Consider the following 21,085-nt stretch of genomic DNA (forward strand, 5'->3'; position numbering starts at 1 on the left):
AAGAAGAGGAGGCGAAAACGTGGCTAAAAAATCAATGATTGCGAAACAAAAACGTGCTCAGAAATTTAAAGTACAAGAGTATACACGTTGCGAACGTTGCGGACGTCCACACTCAGTATTACGTAAATTTAAACTTTGCCGTATTTGTTTCCGTGAACTTGCTTATAAAGGACAAATCCCTGGCGTTAAAAAAGCTAGTTGGTAATTCTATAGATATTAGGAAGGAGGTTATCTGAACATGGTCATGACAGATCCTATTGCAGATATGCTTACTCGCATTCGTAATGCGAACATGGTACGTCACGAGAAATTAGAATTCCCAGGTTCTAACCTAAAGAAAGAGGTTGCTGAAATTCTAAAACGTGAAGGTTTCATCCGTGACGTTGAGTACATTGAAGATGATAAACAAGGTATCATCCGTATTTTCTTAAAATATGGTGTGAACAACGAACGTGTTATCACTGGATTAAAAAGAATTTCTAAGCCTGGCTTACGTGTATACGCGAAAGCTGACGAAGTACCTCGCGTACTTAACGGTTTAGGTGTTGCTATTGTTTCAACATCTAAAGGTGTAATGACAGATAAAGAAGCTCGTCAAGCAAAAACTGGTGGCGAAATCTTAGCATACGTTTGGTAATATAACACAGAGAGAATGGAGGTGTAGTGAATGTCTCGTGTTGGTAAAAAAGAACTTGTAATTCCTGCTGGAGTTACTCTTACTAATAACAACAATACTATTACAGTAAAAGGACCTAAAGGTGAGTTAACTCGTACTTTTAGCCCTGATATGACAATCGAAGTTAACGAGAACGTATTATCAGTTGCACGTCCAACTGATAACAAAGAGCACCGTGCTCTTCATGGTACAACTCGTGCTATCTTAGGTAACATGGTTGAAGGTGTAACTAATGGTTATACTCGTAACCTTGAATTAGTTGGGGTAGGTTACCGTGCGACTAAAACAGGTGACAAACTTGTTCTAGCTGTTGGTTATTCTCACCCAGTTGAGATCACTCCTGAAAATGGTGTTGAAATCGAAGTACCTTCAAATACTAAAATCAGTATTAAAGGTATCGACAAAGAACGTGTAGGTGCTCTTGCTGCTTACATTCGTCAAGTACGTCCACCAGAGCCTTACAAAGGTAAAGGTATCCGTTACGAAGGCGAAATGGTTCGTCGTAAAGAAGGTAAAACTGCGAAGTAATCTATAACTAGATAAGAGAAAGGAGTGACCAAGATGATCTTTAAGGCTGATAAAAATGCAGTACGTAAAAAAAGACATGCTCGTGTTCGTACTAAATTATCTGGTACTCAAGAACGTCCACGTTTAAACGTTTACCGTTCAAACAACCATATCTATGCTCAAATCATTGATGATGTTAATGGTGTAACATTAGCAAGTGCATCAACTTTAGATAAAGAATTAACTTTAAATGGTACTGGTAACATCGAAGCAGCAACATTAGTTGGTAGCTTAGTTGCAAAACGTGCTACTGAAAAAGGTGTTTCTGTAGTTGTATTCGACCGCGGTGGTTACTTATATCATGGTCGCGTAAAAGCTTTAGCTGAAGCTGCTCGTGAAGCTGGTTTACAATTTTAATAAAAGAAGGAGGGACATACATGCGTCGCATTGATCCTAATAAATTAGAGCTTGAAGAACGCTTAGTTACGATCAACCGTGTTGCTAAAGTTGTAAAAGGTGGTCGTCGTTTCCGCTTTGCAGCATTAGTAGTTGTTGGTGACAAAAACGGTCATGTAGGTTTTGGTACTGGTAAAGCTCAAGAAGTACCTGATGCTATTCGTAAAGCTGTTGAAGATGCTAAGAAAAATCTAATTAATGTACCAATCGTTGGAACTACAATTCCTCACGTAATTACTGGTCGTTTTGGAGCTGGTGAAGTATTCTTAAAACCTGCTTCTGAAGGTACTGGAGTTATCGCTGGAGGTCCTGTTCGTGCGGTATTAGAACTTGCTGGGGTACATGATATTTTATCTAAATCTCTTGGTTCTAACACACCAGTAAACATTGTACGTGCTACAATCGAAGGTTTAAGTAACTTAAAACGTGCGGATGAAGTTGCAAAATTACGTGGTAAATCTGTAGAAGAATTACTAGGTTAATAAGGAGGGATAACGATGGCTAAACAGTTAGAAATTACCCTTACTCGCAGTGTAATTGGTCGTAAACAAGATCAAATCGCAACAGTTCGTGCTTTAGGTATTACTAAAACAAACCAAACTGTTGTTAAACAAGATAACGCTGCAATGCGTGGGATGATTAATAAAGTTTCTCACCTTGTATCTGTAAAAGAAATTTAATTGAACATGAATAAGTAAGGAGGTGCCCTAATGAAACTTCATGAATTAAAACCTACAGAAGGTTCTCGTAAAGTATCTAAACGTATCGGTCGTGGTATTGGTTCAGGTACTGGTAAAACTGCTGGTAAAGGTCATAAAGGACAAAACGCTCGTTCAGGTGGCGGTGTTCGTCTTGGATTTGAAGGTGGTCAAACTCCTTTATTCCGTCGTTTACCAAAACGTGGTTTCACTAACATCAACCGTAAAGATTACGCAATCGTTAATGTTGAAACGTTAAATCGCTTCGAAAACGGAACTGAAGTAACTCCTGAGTTACTGATCGAAACTGGTATTGTTCGTAAAGAATTAGCTGGTATTAAGATTTTAGGTAAAGGTAAGTTAGAAGTTAAACTTACTGTTAAAGCTCACAAGTTCTCATCTTCTGCAGTAGAGGCAATCGAAGCAGCTGGTGGAAATGCTGAGGTGATCTAAAATGTTCCGGACAATCTCCAACTTTATGCGCATTGCAGATATTAGAAAAAAAATATTCTTTACGTTATTAATGTTAATTGTATTTCGTATTGGAACGTTTATACCTGTTCCAAACGTCAACGCTGATGTATTAGCATCTCAAGATAGTACGACGAGTATTTTCGGAGTGTTAAATACATTCGGTGGAGGAGCTCTTAAACAGTTCTCGATTTTTGCAATGGGTATAATGCCTTACATTACTGCTTCAATCATTATTCAGTTACTTCAAATGGACGTTGTTCCGAAGTTAACTGAATGGTCGAAGCAAGGTGAGATTGGTCGACGTAAATTGACTCAACTGACTAGATACATCACAATTATTCTAGGTTTTGTAGAAGCAATTGGATTATCAATCAGTATGAACAATGTTACTGGCGGAATGTTAATAGAAAATCCAGGTTGGTCAACCTATATTTATATAGCAATTGTACTAACAGCTGGAACATCTTTCTTATTGTGGTTAGGTGAGCAGATTACTGCTAAAGGTGTAGGGAACGGTATATCAGTTATCATCTTTGGCGGTATAGTTGCTGCTATTCCTAATACACTTCACCAAGTCTATCAGCAACAATTTCAAAATGCTGGAGACGCGCTATTCATGAACATCGTTAAGGTTGGTATAGTGTTTTTAGTTTTACTTTTAGTAATCGTAGCTGTAATTTACATTCAACAAGCTAATCGTAAAATTCCAATTCAATATGCTAAACGTAACAATGGTAATAATAGCTATGTCGGAGGACAATCTACTCACTTGCCTTTAAAAGTAAATGGCGCTGGGGTTATTCCGGTAATCTTCGCTGTTTCATTTTTAATTACTCCTTCAACAATTGCATCGTTCTTACCAAGTAACAATGTGACTGAATGGATTAAAACGCATTTTACGTATAACAATCCATGGGGAATGGCATTTTATTTAATCTTGATCATTGCTTTCACATATTTTTATACTTTTGTTCAGGCAAATCCAGAGCAAATGGCTGAAAATCTTCAGAAGCAAGGTGGCTACATCCCGGGTATTCGCCCAGGTAAGAGCACTCAAGAATATATCATTAAAGTCTTATATCGTTTAACTTTCGTAGGAGCAATTTTCTTAGCTGTCATCGCTTTATTACCAATCGTATTTGGTAAAATTGCGAACTTACCACCTTCAGCTCAAATTGGAGGAACAAGTTTACTAATCGTAGTCGGCGTTGCGCTTGAAACAATGAAACAATTAGAAAGTCAGCTTGTTAAGAGAAACTACAAAGGCTTTATAAAAGAACGAGCATAGGGAAATGCATAATTCCCTATTGCTCACCTAATTTTGAGGAGGATTAACCATGAATTTAATTCTTATGGGGCTTCCTGGTGCAGGCAAAGGCACACAAGCTGAGAAAATTGTCGAAAAATACGGCATTCCTCATATATCTACTGGTGATATGTTCCGTGCAGCGATTAAAGACGGCACAGAACTAGGTCTTCAAGCAAAATCGTTTATGGATCAAGGTCATCTTGTTCCTGATGAGGTAACAATTGGTATTGTACGTGAACGATTAGCTAAAGATGATTGCCAAAATGGTTTTTTACTGGATGGCTTTCCTAGAACAGTTGCGCAGGCTGAAGCACTAGAAGAGACTCTGAAAGTAATGAATCGTAAAATTGACTTCGTGTTAAACATTCATGTAGACCAACAACTTTTAATTGAACGTTTAACAGGTCGTCGTATTTGCAAAGAGTGTGGAGCAACTTATCATTTAATTTTCAATCCACCTGTTGAAGAGGGTGTTTGCCCTAAATGTGGCGGAGAACTTTATCAACGTGCGGATGATAATGAAGAAACAGTTGCAAATCGCCTTGAAGTAAATATCAAACAAACTCAGCCTTTACTTGATTTCTATAATAATCTTGGTTATGTAAAAACAATTGAAGGTGAACAAGAGATTAATAAAGTTTTCAATGACATTGATAATCTTTTAAAAGAGTTAGTTTAATAATTGAACGATAAGATCGTCGTTCCTTGTGTATGACGTATTGTTGTTTCGTCAAAACTGATACTGTTATTAAAGCTTAAACATGGCTTTGCTTGGAACGATTGATATAATATAGGTCTTTAGTAGGCCAAAAATCTCCAACATATCAGAGCACTTTGGCTTAATGTTCCTAAGCGTATGTTTGCCTACAAGCAAGCTACTGATTTGAAGAAAGGAGAATGCCCTAATGGCGAAAGATGATGTAATTGAAATTGAAGGTACCGTTACGGAAACACTTCCGAATGCGATGTTCAAGGTTGAATTGGAAAATGGTCATGTCGTTCTTGCACACGTTTCTGGTAAAATTCGTATGAACTTCATTCGTATTCTTCCAGGTGACAAAGTTACTGTAGAACTATCTCCATATGATTTAACTCGTGGCCGTATTACGTACCGTTTTAAATAATAAATATGCACTCCGTAATCTACAAGGAGGTTGAAATCATGAAAGTGAGACCATCAGTAAAACCAATCTGTGAAAAATGTAAAGTTATCCGCAGACGTGGTAAAGTAATGGTAATTTGTGAAAATCCAAAACATAAACAAAAACAAGGTTAATAAAGAAGGAGGTGCACTAGAATGGCTCGTATTGCTGGTGTAGATATTCCTCGCGACAAACGCGTGGTTGTTTCTTTAACTTATGTATACGGAATCGGTCGTGCAACTTCTGAAAAAATCTTAGCTGAAGCTGGTATTTCAGAAGACACTCGTGTACGTGATTTAACAGAAGAAGAATTAGGTAAAATTCGTGAATTAATCGATAAGTTGAAAGTTGAAGGGGATCTTCGTCGTGAAGTTTCTTTAAACATTAAACGTCTAATCGAAATCGGTTCATATCGTGGTATTCGCCACCGTCGTAGCTTACCTGTTCGTGGTCAAAACACTAAAAACAATGCTCGTACTCGTAAAGGCCCACGCCGCACAGTAGCGAACAAGAAGAAATAATATTTTTTAAGTAAAGGAGGGTATTCAACATGGCACGTAAAACAAATGTACGTAAACGTCGTGTGAAAAAGAATATTGAAGCTGGTACAGCTCATATTCGTTCAACTTTCAATAACACAATCGTAACAATCACTGATGTTCATGGTAACGCAATTTCTTGGTCAAGCGCTGGATCATTAGGTTTCAAAGGATCTCGTAAATCTACTCCATTCGCTGCACAAATGGCTGCTGAAACTGCTGCTAAAGCTTCTATGGAACACGGTTTAAAAACTCTTGACGTAACTGTTAAAGGTCCGGGTGCTGGTCGTGAGGCTGCTATCCGTGCTCTTCAAGCTGCTGGTCTTGAAGTAACTGCTATCAGAGACGTTACTCCAGTTCCACATAACGGATGCCGTCCACCAAAACGTCGTCGTGTATAATTTGTCTGTATAAATTTTCAAAAATTGTCTATAATGGATTATGATATATGTTTGGCAAATATTAACAGACATCTCTTGTTGTGCACAATTAGGAACTGCCTAATAGGGACTTTCGGTTAGCATGGTCTAACCGAGGGTTTCGACGTTTTGAAGGAGGGTTTAAAAAATGATTGAAATCGAAAAGCCGAAAATCGAAACGGTTGAGATCAGTGACGATTCCAAATATGGTAAATTCGTTATTGAACCACTTGAGCGTGGATATGGTACAACGCTAGGTAACTCCTTACGTCGTATCCTTTTATCCTCACTTCCTGGTGCCGCTGTAACTGCTATTCAAATTGATGGCGTGTTACATGAGTTCTCTACAGTTGAAGGTGTTGTAGAAGACGTTACAACAATTATCCTTAATGTTAAAAAACTTGCTCTGAAAATTTATTCAGATGAAGAAAAAACATTAGAAATTGATGTACGCGGTGAAGGGCCAATTACTGCGGCCGATATTACGCATGATAGCGATGTGGAAGTTCTAAATCCAGATCTTCATATTGCAACTCTTGCTAAAGATGCTCATTTACGTATGCGTCTAACTGCTAGACGTGGACGTGGATACATCCCTGCAGATGGTAACAAAAGAGAGGATCAAGCAATAGGTGTTATTCCTATCGACTCGATTTACACTCCAGTGTCTCGTGTCACATACCAAGTTGAAAATACACGTGTGGGACAGGTTTCAAATTTCGATAAGTTAACACTTGATGTTTGGACTGACGGAAGTATTGGACCTAAGGATGCTATCGCACTTGGTTCAAAAATTCTTACTGAACACTTAAACATTTTTGTAGGTTTAACTGACGAAGCTAAAAATGCAGAAATCATGGTTGAAAAAGAAGAAGATCAAAAAGATAAAGTCCTTGAAATGACGATTGAAGAACTTGATCTTTCTGTTCGTTCATATAACTGCTTAAAGCGAGCTGGTATTAATACTGTACAAGAGCTTGCGAATAAGACAGAAGAAGACATGATGAAAGTACGTAACTTAGGTCGTAAGTCTTTAGAAGAAGTAAAACATAAGTTAGAAGAGTTAGGTCTAGGCCTACGTAAAGAAGACTGATTGTAGCTTCGATAAAGGGAGAGGCGTTCTCTTCATGTCTATATGACCCAATTTTGATACTACTTACAAAGGAGGGAACTAGAAATGGGATACAGAAAATTAGGACGTACTAGCTCACAACGTAAAGCTATGTTACGTGACTTAGCTACTGATTTAATTATCAACGAACGTATTCAAACAACTGAAACTCGTGCGAAGGAGTTACGTTCAGTTGTTGAAAAAATGATTACTTTAGGTAAACGTGGAGACTTACACGCTCGTCGTCTAGCTGCTGCTTACATCCGTAATGAAGTTGCTAACGCTGAAAACGGTCAAGACGCTTTACAAAAATTATTTGCTGACATCGCTCCTCGTTACACTGAGCGCCAAGGTGGATACACTCGTATCGCAAAAATTGGTCCTCGTCGTGGAGACGCTGCACCAATGGTTGTTATCGAATTAGTTTAATATTCGAATACAAAAGGGCTCGACGTTTCTTGTAAACATGTCGTTGCCCTTTTTTTCTGTTTACTTTTAGACTATTATATATCTATAAACAATGAGAAATTATAGGTGAACAAATGAGAAAAGATAGTATTAAAGTAGATAACATATCTTTTAAATATCCACAGGCACAATCAAATGCAGTTCATTCTGTATCATTTACTATTAAAGAAAATGAATGGATTGCTATAGTTGGGCGAAACGGATCAGGAAAGTCAACATTAGCTAAACTTTTAAATGGATTAATATTACCCGAAGAGGGTCAAATTGTGATTGATGAGGAAATTAGCTTATCAGAAAAAACAATTTGGGACGTGCGAAAGAAAATAGCGATGGTATTTCAAAATCCTGATAATCAGTTTGTAGGCACAACAGTAATAGATGATATTGCATTTGGTTTAGAAAACCATGGAATTGAGAAAAAAGAAATGGATCGTCGAATTGAAGAAGTTTTAAACATCGTCAATATGAATGAATTTGTACTCCATGAGCCACACTCTCTTTCTGGAGGCCAAAAACAAAGAGTAGCAATAGCAGGAGCATTAGCAATTCAACCAAGTATATTAATATTAGATGAAGCTACATCGATGTTAGATCCTTTCGGTAGAAAAGAAGTAATCGAGACAATACGTGATTTACATAAAGACATTAATATGACTGTTATTTCAATTACTCATGATATAGAAGAAGCAATACATGCAGACCGTATTTTAATTATGCATGATGGTCATTTAGTTCAAAGCGTAACTCCAGAAGAGCTTTTAAAAACAGAGTTTTCTTTAGAGTCGCTAGGATTAGCATCTCCTTTTACAAATAACCTTTCTAGTTTATTAATCGAAAAAGGTTTACCTTTGAGACAAGACCATCTAGAGCAAGAAAGCTTGGTGAGCGAATTATGCAAATTACTTTTGAAAAAGTAGGCTATACTTATCAGCCGAAGACACCTTTTGAGCATCGTGCTCTTTATGATATTGATGTTACGATACCAAATGGGTCATATTATGCTGTAATTGGTCACACAGGCTCAGGTAAATCTACTTTTCTGCAACATTTAAATGGCCTCTTACAACCAACAGAGGGCATCGCTAAAATAGACGATATTACCCTTTTGCCAGATAAAAAAAACAAGAATTTAAAATCATTAAGAAAAAAAGTAGGATTAGTTTTTCAGTTTCCTGAGCAACAATTATTTGAAGAAACTGTAGAAAAAGATATTTGCTTTGGTCCAATGAATTTTGGTGTATCTGAAGAAGAAGCAAAAAAAAGAGCTAAAGATCTAATTGAAAAAGTAGGCTTAAGTGAAGAATATTTAATAAAGTCACCATTTGAATTAAGTGGTGGTCAAATGAGAAGGATTGCTATTGCAGGTGTTTTAGCAATGGAGCCAGAGGTTTTAGTTTTGGATGAACCAACTGCTGGTCTTGATCCTAGTGGTCAAAAGGCTTTAATGGATATGTTTTACCAATTGCATAAAGAAAAGGGCCTGACGATCATTTTGGTGACGCATAGCATGGAAGATGCAGCGAGATATGCTGATACGATCCATGTGCTTCAAAAAGGGACTACGTATTTAAAGGGAAGCCCTTTAGAAGTGTTCTCATATGAAAAGGAATTAGAGGAAATTGGATTACAGATTCCACTTTCTTTAAAATTCCACCAAGAACTAAATCAAAAATTAGGCATTAATGAAAAAGCTACAAGTTTAACAATCGAACAGCTCGCTAATTATATAGCGAATCTTTATAATGGGGAAACAAAATGAATAGTCTAATTATCGGAAAATATATTCCAATCGATTCACTTATTCATCGTCTAGATGCTAGAGCAAAACTTCTTACAATGTTCATTTTTATTTGTATCGTTTTCTTAGCAAATAATTTTATAACATACGGCATATTATTTTTATTTTCAATTGTAACAGTATTGCTATCAAGAGTACCTCTTAATTATTATTTAAAAGGATTAAAAGCAATCTGGTTATTAGCAGTGTTTACGTTTTTATTGCATGTTTTTACAAATAAAGAGGGACCACTAATTTATCATTTTGGATGGGTCGAAATTCATAAAGAAGGAATTATTCAAGGGATTTATATATCTTTGAGATTTTTTCTTTTAGTTTCAATTACTACTTTACTGACATTAACAACAAATCCAATCGAAATTACCGATGGACTTGAGTCATTATTTAATCCATTTAAAAGGTTTGGTCTACCTGTGCATGAAATGGCTTTAATGATGTCAATTTCCCTACGCTTTATTCCAACGCTTATGGAAGAGACTGAAAAGATTATGAAGGCACAATCGTCTAGAGGAGTGGATTTCTCTTCAGGACCTATAAAAGACCGGTTAAAAGCATTAATTTCTTTACTTGTTCCATTATTTATTCATTCATTTAAACGGGCTGAAGACTTAGCAGTTGCGATGGAAGCTAGAGGTTACCAAGGCGGAGATGGAAGATCAAAGTTTCGCATTATGAAGTGGCATGTACGGGATACAGCATGTTTTGTTGTATTACTGATATTATTTTTACTATTATTGTTTTTACGTAAGTAATGGAGATAAGTTATGAATCGAATTAAATGTATAATTTCATATGATGGCACACTATTTAATGGTTACCAAGTTCAACCTAATCAGAGAACAGTCCAAACAGATTTTGAGAAGGTTCTAACAAAAATGCACAAAGGTATTCCAATTAGAATCCATGCATCTGGTAGGACAGATACAGGGGTACATGCAGTAGGACAAGTAATTCATTTTGATAGTGAATATGCCCTTCAACCAGAGCAATGGAAAAGAGCGTTAAATGCACAATTGCCTAAAGATATTAATGTTAGATCTGTAGAAATCGTCGATGATCATTTTCACTCTAGATTTGACGTCGTTCGAAAAGAATACCGTTATTTTATTTGGAATGAAAAAGATGAAAATGTTTTTTCCAGAAACCATCATTATTTTTTTCCTTTTGATTTAAATATTGCTAAAATGCAAGAAGCTTTAGAATGCTTATTAGGTACTCATGATTTTAGTTCCTTTTGTGCATCAAATACAGATATAAAGGACAAAGTACGAACGATTTATAAAGGAAGTATTAATAAAACAGATCAGGGGATTGTCATCGCTCTTGAAGGAAATGGTTTTCTTTATAATATGGTAAGAATAATTGTTGGAACATTAATTGAAGTAGGGCAAGGAAAGCGTGATGTAAAAAGTGTTAAAAACGCATTGTTAGCACGTGATCGAGCCAAGGCTGGCAAGACTTCACCGCCTAATGGACTTTTTTTATGGAAAGTTGATTATAACAACTAATCCTGGTGTAACATTTGCTTGACATTAGAAGGTATAAAGTTTAATATTAAATACGGTATTGTTTTAAGAACCACGATTAGCCCCGGAACCAGTCGTGTTAAAGATAAACAATAAAAACAATTTTACTTTATGTATATTGTATTAGGAGGAAAATAGAATGCGCACAACTTATATGGCAAAAGCTAGCGAAGTTGAACGTAAGTGGTTCGTTGTAGACGCTGAAGGAAAAACTTTAGGTCGTCTTGCAACTGAAGTAGCTACTTTACTTCGCGGTAAGCACAAACCAACTTTCACACCACACGTTGATACAGGTGATAACGTAATCATCATCAATGCTGAGAAAGTTGAATTAACAGGAAACAAATTAAACAATAAAATTTACTACCGTCATACAATGTATGCTGGTGGTTTAAAAGAGCGTACAGCTTTAGAAATGCGTACTAACTACCCAGTTAAAATGCTTGAGTTAGCTGTTAAAGGTATGCTTCCAAAAGGACGTCTTGGACGTGCTCAAATTAAAAAGTTACACGTGTATGCTGGTAACGAGCATCCACACCAAGCACAAAAACCAGAAGTTTACGAACTTCGCGGATAATTATAAAAGGAGGGCATTCACATGGCACAAGTACAATACTATGGCACAGGACGTCGTAAAAGCTCAGTAGCTCGTGTACGTTTAGTTCCTGGCGAAGGACGCGTTATCATTAACGGTCGTGATTTTGAAGATTACATCCCATTCGCTGCATTAAGAGAAGTTGTTAAACAACCACTTGTTGCAACTGAAACATTAGGTAGCTATGATATTTTAGTAAACGTTAACGGTGGTGGATACACTGGTCAAGCTGGTGCAATTCGTCACGGTATCTCAAGAGCATTATTACAAGTTGATCCTGAATACCGCGGAACTTTAAAACGCGCTGGATTATTAACTCGTGATGCACGTATGAAAGAGCGTAAAAAATACGGTCTTAAAGGTGCACGTAGAGCTCCTCAGTTCTCAAAACGTTAATTTTTATTTATACGTTCAAAACTCCTCTCCACTTTGTGGACAGGAGTTTTTTTATTTTGCGGGTTTATTCATCATATATATAATTGAAATTCCTATGTTCAATCCTTCCACTCAACTGCTTCCTTTTCTCTGATCTTTCCTTTGATTGTTGCATCCCTGTTGTTATTCCAAAATGAAACGGTTTTTTTTACTCGCACTTCTATTCTTTGCTCTCCTCATTGTTCAATAATGGTCAAGCATTTAGCTTTTTTGAAACTTTTTATAATTATTTTAAGAGCGTTTGTAGGTTTTTGTATTGTTTTGTAGGTTTGCATTTAAAATTAGTTATGTATTTCATTTATATATATGAAAGCGTTAACAAGGGGGATTTATATGAAGAAATTTGGATTAGCTACGCAAATCTTTGTTGCTCTTATATTAGGTATTGTTGTAGGAGCTTTAGTATACGGAAACGAAAAGGCAATATCTTATATTCAACCGATTGGTGATATCTTTATTCATTTAATTAAAATGATCGTTATGCCAATTGTAATTTCAGCTCTTGTAGTAGCTGTAGCAGGTGTAGGGGATATAAAGAAGCTAGGAAAACTTGGAGGAAAAACACTTCTTTATTTTGAAATTATTACGACGATTGCACTAGGAATTGGAATGCTTGCAGCGAATTTATTCCACCCAGGTAAAGGCGTGGATATGACTCATCTGCAAAAAGGTGATATTTCAGCATATGAACAAACAGCGACGGCAACACAACAAAGTGGTTTTGCAGAGACAATTGTTCATATTTTCCCGAAAAATGTATTTGAATCAATGGCACAAGGTGATTTATTGCCGATTATTTTCTTCTCTGTTTTATTTGGTTTAGGAGTAGCAGCGATAGGGGAAAAAGGGAAGCCTGTTCTTGGATTTTTTGAAGGCGTATTAGAAGCGATGTTTTGGGTTACAAATCAAGTTATGAAAACTGCTCCGTTTGGGGTTTTCGCGTTGATTGCTGTAACAGTTGCAAAGTTTGGTGTAAGTACTTTATTACCACTTGGTAAACTTGTTTTAGCTGTTTATATAACTGTGGCATTTTTTGCTATTGTTATTTTAGGTATTAATGCTAAAATGACAGGGACGAATATTTTTACACTAATGAAGATTTTAAAGGAAGAGCTGATTCTTTCATTTACAACAGCAAGTTCGGAAGCAGTACTTCCAAACATTATGAAAAAGATGGAAGAAATGGGTTGTCCAAAAGCAATTGTATCCTTTGTTATACCGACAGGGTACTCATTTAACTTAACGGGTTCAGCGATTTACCAAGCTCTTGCTGCATTATTTGTTGCTCAGATGTACAATATTCACATGTCATTTATGGAGCAGATAACATTATTATTTGTACTAATGCTTACATCAAAAGGTATGGCCGGTGTCCCTGGTGCATCGTTCGTAGTAGTACTGGCTACACTAGGTTCAATGGGATTACCTTTAGAAGGAATCGCATTAATTGCGGGTATTGACCGTATTTTAGATATGGTTCGTTCTGCAGTAAATGTATTAGGAAACTCGTTAGCGGCCATTACGATGGCGAAATGGGAAGGCGAATACGATAAAGAGAAAGCGCAACAATATATTGAGTCTATTAAGGAATCAAAAGTTGCGTAAAGATGGGAGAAAAAACAAATGGCGGCTACTGAAATTAAACCAAACATACGCATTGAAAAAGATTTTTTAGGGGAAAAAGAAATTCCTGCAGATGCCTACTATGGTGTCCAAACATTACGCGCAGTTGAGAACTTTCCTATTACTGGTTATAAAATTCACGAAGAGCTTATTAAAGCTTTAGCAATTGTAAAGAAGGCAGCAGCACTTGCTAACGTAGAAACAAAACGCCTTTATGAAGGAAATGGTAAAGCGATTGCAGAGGCAGCTCAAGAAATTATTGAGGGCAAATGGCATGATCAGTTCATTGTTGATCCTATCCAAGGTGGCGCAGGGACATCAATGAATATGAATGCAAATGAGGTTATTGCAAATCGTGCGCTTGAAATTCTAGGTAAAGAAAAAGGTGACTATTTCTGCATTAGTCCTAATACCCATGTAAATATGTCGCAGTCTACAAATGATGCATTCCCAACTGCAATTCATATCGCGACTTTAAATATGTTAGAGAAATTATTAAACACAATGAATTATATGCGTGATATATTTGACTTAAAGGCAAAAGAATTTGACCATGTAATTAAAATGGGCCGTACTCACTTACAAGATGCAGTACCGATTCGTTTAGGACAAGAATTCGAAGCATATTCTCGAGTACTTGGTCGTGATATAAAACGTATCGAACAATCTCGTCAGCACTTATATGAGGTAAATATGGGAGCTACAGCGGTTGGGACTGGTTTAAATGCAGATCCACGCTATATTGAACTAGTTGTTAAGCAACTTGCTGAAATAAGCGGATTATCACTTGTTGGAGCTGAGCATCTTGTTGATGCTACTCAAAACACTGATGCTTATACAGAAGTATCGGCTGCTCTAAAAGTATGTATGATGAATATGTCTAAAATTGCGAATGATTTACGTTTAATGGCTTCAGGCCCACGTGCAGGACTTGGTGAAATTTCATTGCCAGCTCGTCAACCAGGTTCATCTATTATGCCAGGTAAGGTAAATCCTGTAATGGCAGAAGTAATTAACCAAGTTGCTTTCCAAGTAATCGGTAATGATCATACAATCTGTTTAGCGTCTGAAGCAGGACAATTAGAATTAAACGTTATGGAGCCTGTTCTAGTATTTAATTTACTTCAATCAATTAACATAATGAATAATGCATTCCGTGCGTTTACAGATAATTGTTTAAAAGGAATTGAAGCGAATGAAGACAGAATGAAAGAATATGTAGAAAAGAGCGTTGGTCTAATCACAGCGGTTAATCCACATATCGGTTATGAAGTTGCTGCGAGAATAGCTAGAGAAGCAATTCTAACAGGAAAACCAATTCGTGAACTTTGCTTAAAATATGACGTATTATCAGAAGAAGAACTTGATTTAATTTTAGATCCATTTGAAATGACTCACCCTGGTATTGCTGGTGCAGTTCTTTTAGAGCGTCAATAAAACAGTCAGCCTTCTGATTTACGCTCACTTTCTATGTTGCTTAGCCTGTTTGCGGTGCTTATACCGCCATGTATGTAAATTTAGCACCGCTTCTGGCTTTGCACATTGAAAGAACAGTCATTTTAAATCAGTTTGACAATTAATTATTACAAAGTAAGGGCGAAAAGCCCTTTTTTGCTTAACTAAAAAAGATAAAAATAAAATAAAATAGATAGATAAGGGATGGGATTATATGCATAAATTCAAGGTAGGTTCGAATGGTGAAGTGGAGACTACCTTGCGAGGTGCCGAATTATTAGGTGTGCCAATGCTTAATAAAGGAGTTGCATTTACTCAAGAGGAACGAAAAGAATTAGGTTTAACAGGATTATTACCGCCAGCTGTACTGACGCTGGAGGAGCAAGCTAAACGTGCTTACGCGCAATTCTCGTCACAACCTACTGATTTGCATAAAAATGTTGCATTATCAGCTTTACATGATCGTAATGAAACGTTATTTTATCGAGTACTAACTGATCACTTACCAGAAATGCTTCCTGTTGTTTATACACCAACAGTTGGTTTAGCGATTCAACGTTATAGTAATGAATATAGAAGACCTCGTGGTTTGTATTTATCGATTAATGAAGAAGATGGTATCGAACAAGCATTTGATAATTATGGCGCAAATGCAGATGAAATTGATTTAATCGTTATTACTGACGGTGAAGGAATATTAGGAATTGGTGACTGGGGAGTTGGAGGTATTAATATCGCAATCGGTAAATTAGCGGTATATACAGCTGCGGCAGGTATTGATCCAGCACGAGTATTACCAGTCATTTTAGATGTCGGTACTGATCGCGAAGAGCTACTAGATAATCCATTTTATGTTGGAAACAGACATCCTCGCGTTCGCGATAGCCGATATGATGCGTTTATTGATAAGTTTGTAACGACTGCAGTCGAAAAATTCCCAAATGCATTACTTCATTGGGAGGATTTTAGCTCTAAAAATGCGCGAAACATTTTAGATAGGTATCGTCACCAAGTTTGTACTTTCAATGATGATATTCAAGGTACAGGAGCTGTATCACTTGCAGCTGTGCTAGCGGCAGTGAATGCATCTGGTATTCCATTAAGTGAACATCGTGTAGTTGTATTCGGTGCAGGAGCAGCAGGTATTGGAATAGCAGATCAAGTACGTGATGCAATGGTACGTGAAGGCCTTTCATTCGAATTAGCAAACCGCAGATTCTGGTGTATTGACCGAAATGGATTGCTTGCAGAGGATATGGAAGGGTTGTTCGACTTCCAACAACCATATGCACGCCCTATCGAGGAAAATAATTCAGGTGCAAGCCTAGCAGAAGTTGTAAGCCAAGTTCATCCTACGCTCTTAATTGGTACTTCAACTGTTGCCGGTGCTTTCACAGAAGAGATTGTAAGAGATATGGCAGCACATGTTGAAAGACCTGTAATTTTACCGATGTCCAATCCTACACCACTTGCAGAAGCAAAACCTTCTGATTTAATCAAGTGGACTGAAGGAAGAGCATTGGTAGCAACAGGAAGTCCTTTTGCTCCAGTAACATATAACAAAACGGTTTATGTAATTGGTCAATCAAATAACGCTCTTATTTTCCCAGGCTTAGGACTTGGAACAAATGTTTCACGCGCAAGTATTATTACTGATGGAATGTTTGCAGCGGCAGCAGAAGCTGTAGCGGAAATGATCGATGTAAGTAAATTAGGTGCACCATTACTACCTCAAATTGAGAATCTACGTACTATTTCAGAAGTAGTTGCGATTGAAGTAGCAAAAGCAGCAGTTGCTGACGGGGTAGCTCGAGTTGTACACGACGATATTGAGCAAGCTGTACGTAACGCTATGTGGGAGCCTGCATATCGACCTATTAAAGCTACTAAAGAATTGGTCACTATATAAAAATAAAAAATACAGCTTGTTTTATCAAGCTGTATTTTCTTATGAAATTTAGTAGTATGGAGGATCATTGTGTTAATAACAACAAGACGATATACTAGTAGCAAAAATCAGGAAGTGGCGGATTTGAAATCTAAAGGATTGCAAGGTAAAGATTTCTGGATTGTTATTGCACTTATGGTTATTGTTCCGATAGCCGGTGAACTAAACTTTCATCCATTTGATAATATATTTCGTGTTAGTTTTGGAACCCCAATTTTTTTCTTTTCTTTATTGTATTTTAGGAATTATCATTCTGTTCTAATAGGGCTGTTAATAGGCATATCTGTTTTTGTATTCCGTGTTGGACTAGATTGGTTAGTATTGACAGATTTTAATTTTGCTTCATCCTTTTCGGTCAGATTTCCTACTTTTTTATATTATTTTTCATTTTCCGTTTTCTTTTATTTATTAAAAGTAAATCAGTTTCAGCACCCTATGCTAATAGGAATTTTCGGTATTACGATTGAGATCACTTCTAGTTTAATCGAATTAATACTGCAACTTTATGGAATGGGATCTTCACTTACTGTGGATGAGTTAAACAAAATTATTATTATTGCGGTGTTTAGAAGTTTTTTTGTATTAGCATTTATCAATATGATGAAGCTTTACGAACTAAAACTGAAGGAATCACAAACTCGTAAAGAGAATGAAAATATGCTTATGCATTTATCCAATTTGTACGTAGAGTCTGTTTATTTGAAAAAAACATTACAAAATGCCGAAACAATAACAAAAGAATCCTACAATTTATATCGAGACATGAGTAAGTACAAACAAGATTTAGGCGTTCCAATCGAAAAATGGGGTAGCAAATCTTTAAGAATTGCAGGAGAGGTTCATGAAATAAAAAAGGATAACCAAAGAATTTTCGCTGGACTTTCTAAACTAATTACTAGTGAAAGTTTGCCTGAATATATGAGTGTAAATGATTTAGTTACAATGGTTATACGAATTAATCAAAAATATGCAGGCATGCTAGGAAAAAAAATTGAGTTTGTTTCTCATATAAAAGGAGAACATCCGCACTATCATATTTATTTAATGCTATCATTTATTAATAACTTAGTTGCGAACGCAGTTGAAGCTATAGAGCTTAAAGGGAGAATTCTCTTATCAATAGAAAAAGTTGAAGATTGGATTGAATGTAAGGTTATTGATAATGGACCTGGAGTTCCTTCAAAAAATATGAAGCTTATTTTTAAACCTGGGTTTACTTCTAAATATAGCGATGATGGAACCCCTTCTACAGGAATCGGTTTATCCTATATCAAAGAAATGGCAGAAGAACTGGGAGGAGAAGTTCTTCTCAATCAAAAAGAGAGTGAATGTATTTTTACGATCCGACTACCAATCGGAGCTCTCGTCTTAGAAAGGATGAATTTATGAACTTTTATATCACAGATGATGATGAAGTCTTTCGATCGATGTTATCACAAATCATAGAGGATGAAGAGTTAGGTGAAGTGGTTGGTGAGGCGGAAGACGGCTTTTTTTTAGATACAAATACACTCGAAATAAATCATGTTGATATATTATTTATTGATCTATTAATGCCTCTTCAGGACGGTATAGAAACAATACGGAGAATGGGATCTTCATTCAAAGGGAAAATTATTATGATTTCTCAAGTGGAGTCGAAAGAATTGATCGGAGAAGCTTATTCTCTTGGTATCGAATATTACATTACTAAGCCGTTGAACAAAATTGAAGTGATATCGGTTGTTAGAAAGGTCTTGGAGCGAATTCGACTTGAGCGATCGATTCTTGATATTCAAAAGTCATTAAGTAATGTTTTTGATGTAAATTCAATCAATCAACATAATCCAGTATCTGATAAAAAGAAAATTACAGATTGGGGACAAGTTCTATTATCAGAACTTGGCATAGCTGGAGAAAATGGGAGCAAGGACTTGCTTGATATGCTCAATTACCTCTATGAATATGAAACGAATTTGGGCTTAGAGGCAGGGTTTCCTACATTAAAGGATATATACACTCACATCAGTTTGAAAAAGCTAGGGATTGTAAATTCTCCAGAAGACGTTGAGCGGGAAAGGAAATCATCAGAACAACGAGTTCGTAGGGCAATTTATCAATCTTTAAACCATATGGCATCAATAGGACTGACAGATTTTGCGAACCCTAAATTTGAAAATTATGCTTCAAAGTTTTTTGATTTTGAAACAGTTCGTCAAAGAATGAGTGAATTGAAGCAAGCATCTTTGGCTTCATCAACGCATACTCGCATTAATGCAAAGAAATTTATACAAGTTTTATACTTTGAATCGAAACAACTTTTAGTTGAAAGATATTAATAATAAAATTTTATCTGGCCCTCAAACGCTTTTGAGGGCTTTTTTGTATATGATTACTTTCTGGAATAAACTAGATAGTATACTCATATTCTAAAATGATTAAAAATTAAAAAATTCTAATAATTCATTCTTGAATTGTAGCATAGAAGAGTTTTAAAAGAATAAAATAATATACCTTAATAAATTATACCTATGGCCATCTAGGTTAGGGGTGATGTACATTGGGCTTAATCGACTGGATAATGGGTAAAATGAATTTTCAATCAAGTACTAGTTCTTTTGAGTTATTAAATGATGAAGGGGATGGCCAATTAACATTAGGCGATACATTATTTAAAAATGATGTGATCAGGGCATGTATTAGACCTAAAGCTAATGCAATTGGAAAACTAAAAGTAACGCATGTTAGAGAAAATAATAGAGAATGCAAGATTAACCCTGATCCATGGATTTATAATGTACTGCAAGAGCCAAATCCATTTATGTCTAGGCAATTACTTTTAGAGAAAATGGTAACTCAGCTTGACCTAAATAGTAATGCGTTCGCATTTATAAAGCGAAATGATTTTGGCTATCCTACCGCTATTTTTCCTATTCCTTGCACGAAGGTTGAAGTGCTCGAAAATAATCAAGGTTTGATCTTTTTAAAATTCACATTCAAAACCAAAAATGTACTAATTTTACCTTATAGCGATATCATTCATTTAAGAAAAGATTTTAATAGTAATGATCTATTTGGAACGCCCCCATATGATCCTTTACTTCCTTTATTAGAAGTGATTGATTCAGTAGATGACAGTATCGTCAATAATGTAAGTAACAATCGTTTTATGAATTGGTTATTAAACTTTAAGGAAGTACTAGATCAAGATGATCTGATTAAGAATACGAATGAGTTTGTAAACAATTATATGAAATATACAGGAGATGGTGTAAAAGCAGGTTTTTCGGAGCCAACTTACACTTTACAACAAGTACCCGCAAGTAACTATGCACCAGAGCCCCAAAGAACTAATGATGCAATTAGACGAATCCTTATGTTTTTTAATACGAATGAAAACATAGTACAGAGTACATTTAACGAGGACCAATGGAATGCGTATAATGAAGCCGTAATTAATCCATTAGTCATCCAGCTGAATAATGAATTTACACGTAAATTCTTTACTCCAGCGGAGCGAAAAAATGGTAATCGGATCGTTTTTGAAGCATCTAACTTAGAATTTGCATCAATTGCAACAAAATTAGCATTTTCGATTATGGTAGAACGAGCTTCCTTAACTCCTAATGAATGGCGTTCCTTAATGGGAATCGGACCAATCCAAAGAGGAGATGTTCCACTGCTAAAAACGGATACTGCTCCAATCGATCAGAAAGAAAGAGATAGAGAATTTGAGTTGCGCGTTGAAAGAGAAAAGAAACGCGAAGAAGAAATTGAAAAATGCAGACAAGAGTGTTTAGAAGAATGTAAACAATTTAAAGAGTTTTGTATGGAACAACAGAAGAAACTGTTAGAAAAACCAGAAACAGACGATAAAAATAGTTAATTAGATAAAATAGAGCTATTAACTAATTATTAGTTAGGCTT

Annotated in this window: 27 protein-coding genes; all 27 read left to right on the plus strand. The window is 36.1% G+C overall.

The features are described 5' to 3' along the window. Positions 1 to 19: 19 nt before the first annotated feature. Positions 20 to 205: a type Z 30S ribosomal protein S14 gene (locus tag COE53_RS04120; RefSeq protein WP_056467450.1), complete on the plus strand. Its 186-nt coding sequence runs from the start codon at positions 20 to 22 to the stop codon at positions 203 to 205. Between the two features lie 33 nt (positions 206 to 238). Then, the gene (rpsH, locus tag COE53_RS04125; RefSeq protein ID WP_056467453.1) at positions 239 to 637 is read left to right on the plus strand and encodes a 30S ribosomal protein S8; all 399 of its coding nucleotides are present in this window, start codon (positions 239 to 241) and stop codon (positions 635 to 637) included. Between the two features lie 30 nt (positions 638 to 667). Next, on the plus strand, positions 668 to 1,204 hold the full coding sequence (gene rplF / locus COE53_RS04130; RefSeq protein WP_069033614.1) for a 50S ribosomal protein L6: 537 nt from the start codon (positions 668 to 670) through the stop codon (positions 1,202 to 1,204). A 33-nt stretch (positions 1,205 to 1,237) separates the two neighbouring features. After that, entirely contained in the window at positions 1,238 to 1,600 is a 363-nt protein-coding gene (gene rplR, locus COE53_RS04135) for a 50S ribosomal protein L18 (RefSeq protein ID WP_069033615.1), read from the plus strand. Between the two features lie 20 nt (positions 1,601 to 1,620). Beyond that, positions 1,621 to 2,121: a 30S ribosomal protein S5 gene (gene rpsE, locus COE53_RS04140; RefSeq protein ID WP_056467462.1), complete on the plus strand. Its 501-nt coding sequence runs from the start codon at positions 1,621 to 1,623 to the stop codon at positions 2,119 to 2,121. 15 nt (positions 2,122 to 2,136) lie between these two features. After that, positions 2,137 to 2,319, plus strand: a complete 183-nt coding sequence (gene rpmD, locus COE53_RS04145; RefSeq protein ID WP_056467464.1) for a 50S ribosomal protein L30 — start codon at positions 2,137 to 2,139, stop codon at positions 2,317 to 2,319. A 30-nt stretch (positions 2,320 to 2,349) separates the two neighbouring features. Further along, on the plus strand, positions 2,350 to 2,790 hold the full coding sequence (rplO, locus tag COE53_RS04150) for a 50S ribosomal protein L15 (protein ID WP_056467467.1): 441 nt from the start codon (positions 2,350 to 2,352) through the stop codon (positions 2,788 to 2,790). A 1-nt stretch (position 2,791) separates the two neighbouring features. Continuing rightward, entirely contained in the window at positions 2,792 to 4,099 is a 1,308-nt protein-coding gene (secY, locus tag COE53_RS04155; protein ID WP_069033616.1) for a preprotein translocase subunit SecY, read from the plus strand. Between the two features lie 49 nt (positions 4,100 to 4,148). Beyond that, on the plus strand, positions 4,149 to 4,799 hold the full coding sequence (locus COE53_RS04160) for an adenylate kinase (RefSeq protein ID WP_056467472.1): 651 nt from the start codon (positions 4,149 to 4,151) through the stop codon (positions 4,797 to 4,799). 226 nt (positions 4,800 to 5,025) lie between these two features. Beyond that, positions 5,026 to 5,244 carry a translation initiation factor IF-1 gene (gene infA, locus COE53_RS04165; RefSeq protein WP_056467475.1) on the plus strand — a complete coding sequence of 73 codons (219 nt, stop codon included), beginning with the start codon at positions 5,026 to 5,028 and terminating at the stop codon, positions 5,242 to 5,244. 38 nt (positions 5,245 to 5,282) lie between these two features. Then, positions 5,283 to 5,396, plus strand: coding sequence for a 50S ribosomal protein L36 (gene rpmJ / locus COE53_RS04170; protein ID WP_000868344.1), 114 nt, complete (start codon positions 5,283 to 5,285; stop codon positions 5,394 to 5,396). 21 nt (positions 5,397 to 5,417) lie between these two features. Continuing rightward, positions 5,418 to 5,783, plus strand: a complete 366-nt coding sequence (rpsM, locus tag COE53_RS04175; protein WP_056467478.1) for a 30S ribosomal protein S13 — start codon at positions 5,418 to 5,420, stop codon at positions 5,781 to 5,783. 29 nt (positions 5,784 to 5,812) lie between these two features. Next, positions 5,813 to 6,202, plus strand: coding sequence for a 30S ribosomal protein S11 (gene rpsK / locus COE53_RS04180; RefSeq protein WP_056467481.1), 390 nt, complete (start codon positions 5,813 to 5,815; stop codon positions 6,200 to 6,202). Positions 6,203 to 6,368: 166 nt separating this feature from the next. Further along, positions 6,369 to 7,313 (plus strand): DNA-directed RNA polymerase subunit alpha, encoded by a 945-nt coding sequence (locus COE53_RS04185; protein WP_056467484.1) that lies wholly within the window; start codon positions 6,369 to 6,371, stop codon positions 7,311 to 7,313. 84 nt (positions 7,314 to 7,397) lie between these two features. Beyond that, positions 7,398 to 7,760: a 50S ribosomal protein L17 gene (gene rplQ / locus COE53_RS04190; protein WP_056467487.1), complete on the plus strand. Its 363-nt coding sequence runs from the start codon at positions 7,398 to 7,400 to the stop codon at positions 7,758 to 7,760. 113 nt (positions 7,761 to 7,873) lie between these two features. Continuing rightward, positions 7,874 to 8,716 (plus strand): energy-coupling factor ABC transporter ATP-binding protein, encoded by an 843-nt coding sequence (locus COE53_RS04195; protein WP_091024993.1) that lies wholly within the window; start codon positions 7,874 to 7,876, stop codon positions 8,714 to 8,716. Then, complete coding sequence (locus COE53_RS04200; RefSeq protein WP_098947490.1) at positions 8,692 to 9,558, plus strand: energy-coupling factor ABC transporter ATP-binding protein; 867 nt, start codon at positions 8,692 to 8,694, stop codon at positions 9,556 to 9,558. Before COE53_RS04195 ends, COE53_RS04200 begins: the two co-directional genes overlap by 25 nt. Continuing rightward, complete coding sequence (cbiQ, locus tag COE53_RS04205; RefSeq protein WP_069033620.1) at positions 9,555 to 10,349, plus strand: cobalt ECF transporter T component CbiQ; 795 nt, start codon at positions 9,555 to 9,557, stop codon at positions 10,347 to 10,349. The genes COE53_RS04200 and cbiQ overlap by 4 nt, the downstream gene beginning before the upstream one ends. A 12-nt stretch (positions 10,350 to 10,361) precedes the next feature. Then, on the plus strand, positions 10,362 to 11,105 hold the full coding sequence (truA, locus tag COE53_RS04210; protein ID WP_069033621.1) for a tRNA pseudouridine(38-40) synthase TruA: 744 nt from the start codon (positions 10,362 to 10,364) through the stop codon (positions 11,103 to 11,105). Positions 11,106 to 11,262: 157 nt separating this feature from the next. After that, positions 11,263 to 11,700 carry a 50S ribosomal protein L13 gene (gene rplM, locus COE53_RS04215; RefSeq protein WP_056467502.1) on the plus strand — a complete coding sequence of 146 codons (438 nt, stop codon included), beginning with the start codon at positions 11,263 to 11,265 and terminating at the stop codon, positions 11,698 to 11,700. A gap of 21 nt (positions 11,701 to 11,721) precedes the next feature. Beyond that, positions 11,722 to 12,114, plus strand: a complete 393-nt coding sequence (gene rpsI / locus COE53_RS04220) for a 30S ribosomal protein S9 (protein WP_056467505.1) — start codon at positions 11,722 to 11,724, stop codon at positions 12,112 to 12,114. A gap of 372 nt (positions 12,115 to 12,486) precedes the next feature. Then, complete coding sequence (locus COE53_RS04225) at positions 12,487 to 13,758, plus strand: cation:dicarboxylate symporter family transporter (protein WP_069033622.1); 1,272 nt, start codon at positions 12,487 to 12,489, stop codon at positions 13,756 to 13,758. A gap of 18 nt (positions 13,759 to 13,776) precedes the next feature. After that, positions 13,777 to 15,213, plus strand: coding sequence for an aspartate ammonia-lyase (gene aspA / locus COE53_RS04230; protein WP_091024988.1), 1,437 nt, complete (start codon positions 13,777 to 13,779; stop codon positions 15,211 to 15,213). Between the two features lie 232 nt (positions 15,214 to 15,445). Beyond that, complete coding sequence (locus COE53_RS04235; RefSeq protein WP_142350392.1) at positions 15,446 to 17,140, plus strand: NAD-dependent malic enzyme; 1,695 nt, start codon at positions 15,446 to 15,448, stop codon at positions 17,138 to 17,140. Positions 17,141 to 17,254: 114 nt separating this feature from the next. Then, a complete protein-coding gene (locus COE53_RS04240) occupies positions 17,255 to 18,568 on the plus strand; it encodes an ATP-binding protein (protein ID WP_483295420.1) in 1,314 nt (437 codons plus the stop codon). Next, positions 18,565 to 19,497, plus strand: a complete 933-nt coding sequence (locus COE53_RS04245) for a response regulator (protein WP_098947492.1) — start codon at positions 18,565 to 18,567, stop codon at positions 19,495 to 19,497. Before COE53_RS04240 ends, COE53_RS04245 begins: the two co-directional genes overlap by 4 nt. Positions 19,498 to 19,718: 221 nt before the next feature. Continuing rightward, positions 19,719 to 21,044 carry a phage portal protein gene (locus COE53_RS04250; RefSeq protein ID WP_098947493.1) on the plus strand — a complete coding sequence of 442 codons (1,326 nt, stop codon included), beginning with the start codon at positions 19,719 to 19,721 and terminating at the stop codon, positions 21,042 to 21,044. Positions 21,045 to 21,085 lie beyond the last annotated feature (41 nt).

The organism is Bacillus sp. AFS029533, from assembly GCF_002585125.1.
GTDB lineage: Bacteria > Bacillota > Bacilli > Bacillales > Bacillaceae_G > Gottfriedia > Gottfriedia luciferensis_B.

Bases quoted from the DNA above. Each gene is read 5' to 3' on its own strand.
- rpsH (WP_056467453.1), top strand. From the start codon at position 239: ATGGTCATGACAGATCCTATTGCAGATATGCTTACTCGCATTCGTAAT.
- rplF (WP_069033614.1), top strand. From the start codon at position 668: ATGTCTCGTGTTGGTAAAAAAGAACTTGTAATTCCTGCTGGAGTTACT.
- rplR (WP_069033615.1), top strand. From the start codon at position 1,238: ATGATCTTTAAGGCTGATAAAAATGCAGTACGTAAAAAAAGACATGCT.
- rpsE (WP_056467462.1), top strand. From the start codon at position 1,621: ATGCGTCGCATTGATCCTAATAAATTAGAGCTTGAAGAACGCTTAGTT.
- rpmD (WP_056467464.1), top strand. From the start codon at position 2,137: ATGGCTAAACAGTTAGAAATTACCCTTACTCGCAGTGTAATTGGTCGT.
- rplO (WP_056467467.1), top strand. From the start codon at position 2,350: ATGAAACTTCATGAATTAAAACCTACAGAAGGTTCTCGTAAAGTATCT.
- secY (WP_069033616.1), top strand. From the start codon at position 2,792: ATGTTCCGGACAATCTCCAACTTTATGCGCATTGCAGATATTAGAAAA.
- COE53_RS04160 (WP_056467472.1), top strand. From the start codon at position 4,149: ATGAATTTAATTCTTATGGGGCTTCCTGGTGCAGGCAAAGGCACACAA.
- infA (WP_056467475.1), top strand. From the start codon at position 5,026: ATGGCGAAAGATGATGTAATTGAAATTGAAGGTACCGTTACGGAAACA.
- rpmJ (WP_000868344.1), top strand. From the start codon at position 5,283: ATGAAAGTGAGACCATCAGTAAAACCAATCTGTGAAAAATGTAAAGTT.
- rpsM (WP_056467478.1), top strand. From the start codon at position 5,418: ATGGCTCGTATTGCTGGTGTAGATATTCCTCGCGACAAACGCGTGGTT.
- rpsK (WP_056467481.1), top strand. From the start codon at position 5,813: ATGGCACGTAAAACAAATGTACGTAAACGTCGTGTGAAAAAGAATATT.
- COE53_RS04185 (WP_056467484.1), top strand. From the start codon at position 6,369: ATGATTGAAATCGAAAAGCCGAAAATCGAAACGGTTGAGATCAGTGAC.
- rplQ (WP_056467487.1), top strand. From the start codon at position 7,398: ATGGGATACAGAAAATTAGGACGTACTAGCTCACAACGTAAAGCTATG.
- COE53_RS04195 (WP_091024993.1), top strand. From the start codon at position 7,874: ATGAGAAAAGATAGTATTAAAGTAGATAACATATCTTTTAAATATCCA.
- COE53_RS04200 (WP_098947490.1), top strand. From the start codon at position 8,692: ATGCAAATTACTTTTGAAAAAGTAGGCTATACTTATCAGCCGAAGACA.
- cbiQ (WP_069033620.1), top strand. From the start codon at position 9,555: ATGAATAGTCTAATTATCGGAAAATATATTCCAATCGATTCACTTATT.
- truA (WP_069033621.1), top strand. From the start codon at position 10,362: ATGAATCGAATTAAATGTATAATTTCATATGATGGCACACTATTTAAT.
- rplM (WP_056467502.1), top strand. From the start codon at position 11,263: ATGCGCACAACTTATATGGCAAAAGCTAGCGAAGTTGAACGTAAGTGG.
- rpsI (WP_056467505.1), top strand. From the start codon at position 11,722: ATGGCACAAGTACAATACTATGGCACAGGACGTCGTAAAAGCTCAGTA.
- COE53_RS04225 (WP_069033622.1), top strand. From the start codon at position 12,487: ATGAAGAAATTTGGATTAGCTACGCAAATCTTTGTTGCTCTTATATTA.
- aspA (WP_091024988.1), top strand. From the start codon at position 13,777: ATGGCGGCTACTGAAATTAAACCAAACATACGCATTGAAAAAGATTTT.
- COE53_RS04235 (WP_142350392.1), top strand. From the start codon at position 15,446: ATGCATAAATTCAAGGTAGGTTCGAATGGTGAAGTGGAGACTACCTTG.
- COE53_RS04245 (WP_098947492.1), top strand. From the start codon at position 18,565: ATGAACTTTTATATCACAGATGATGATGAAGTCTTTCGATCGATGTTA.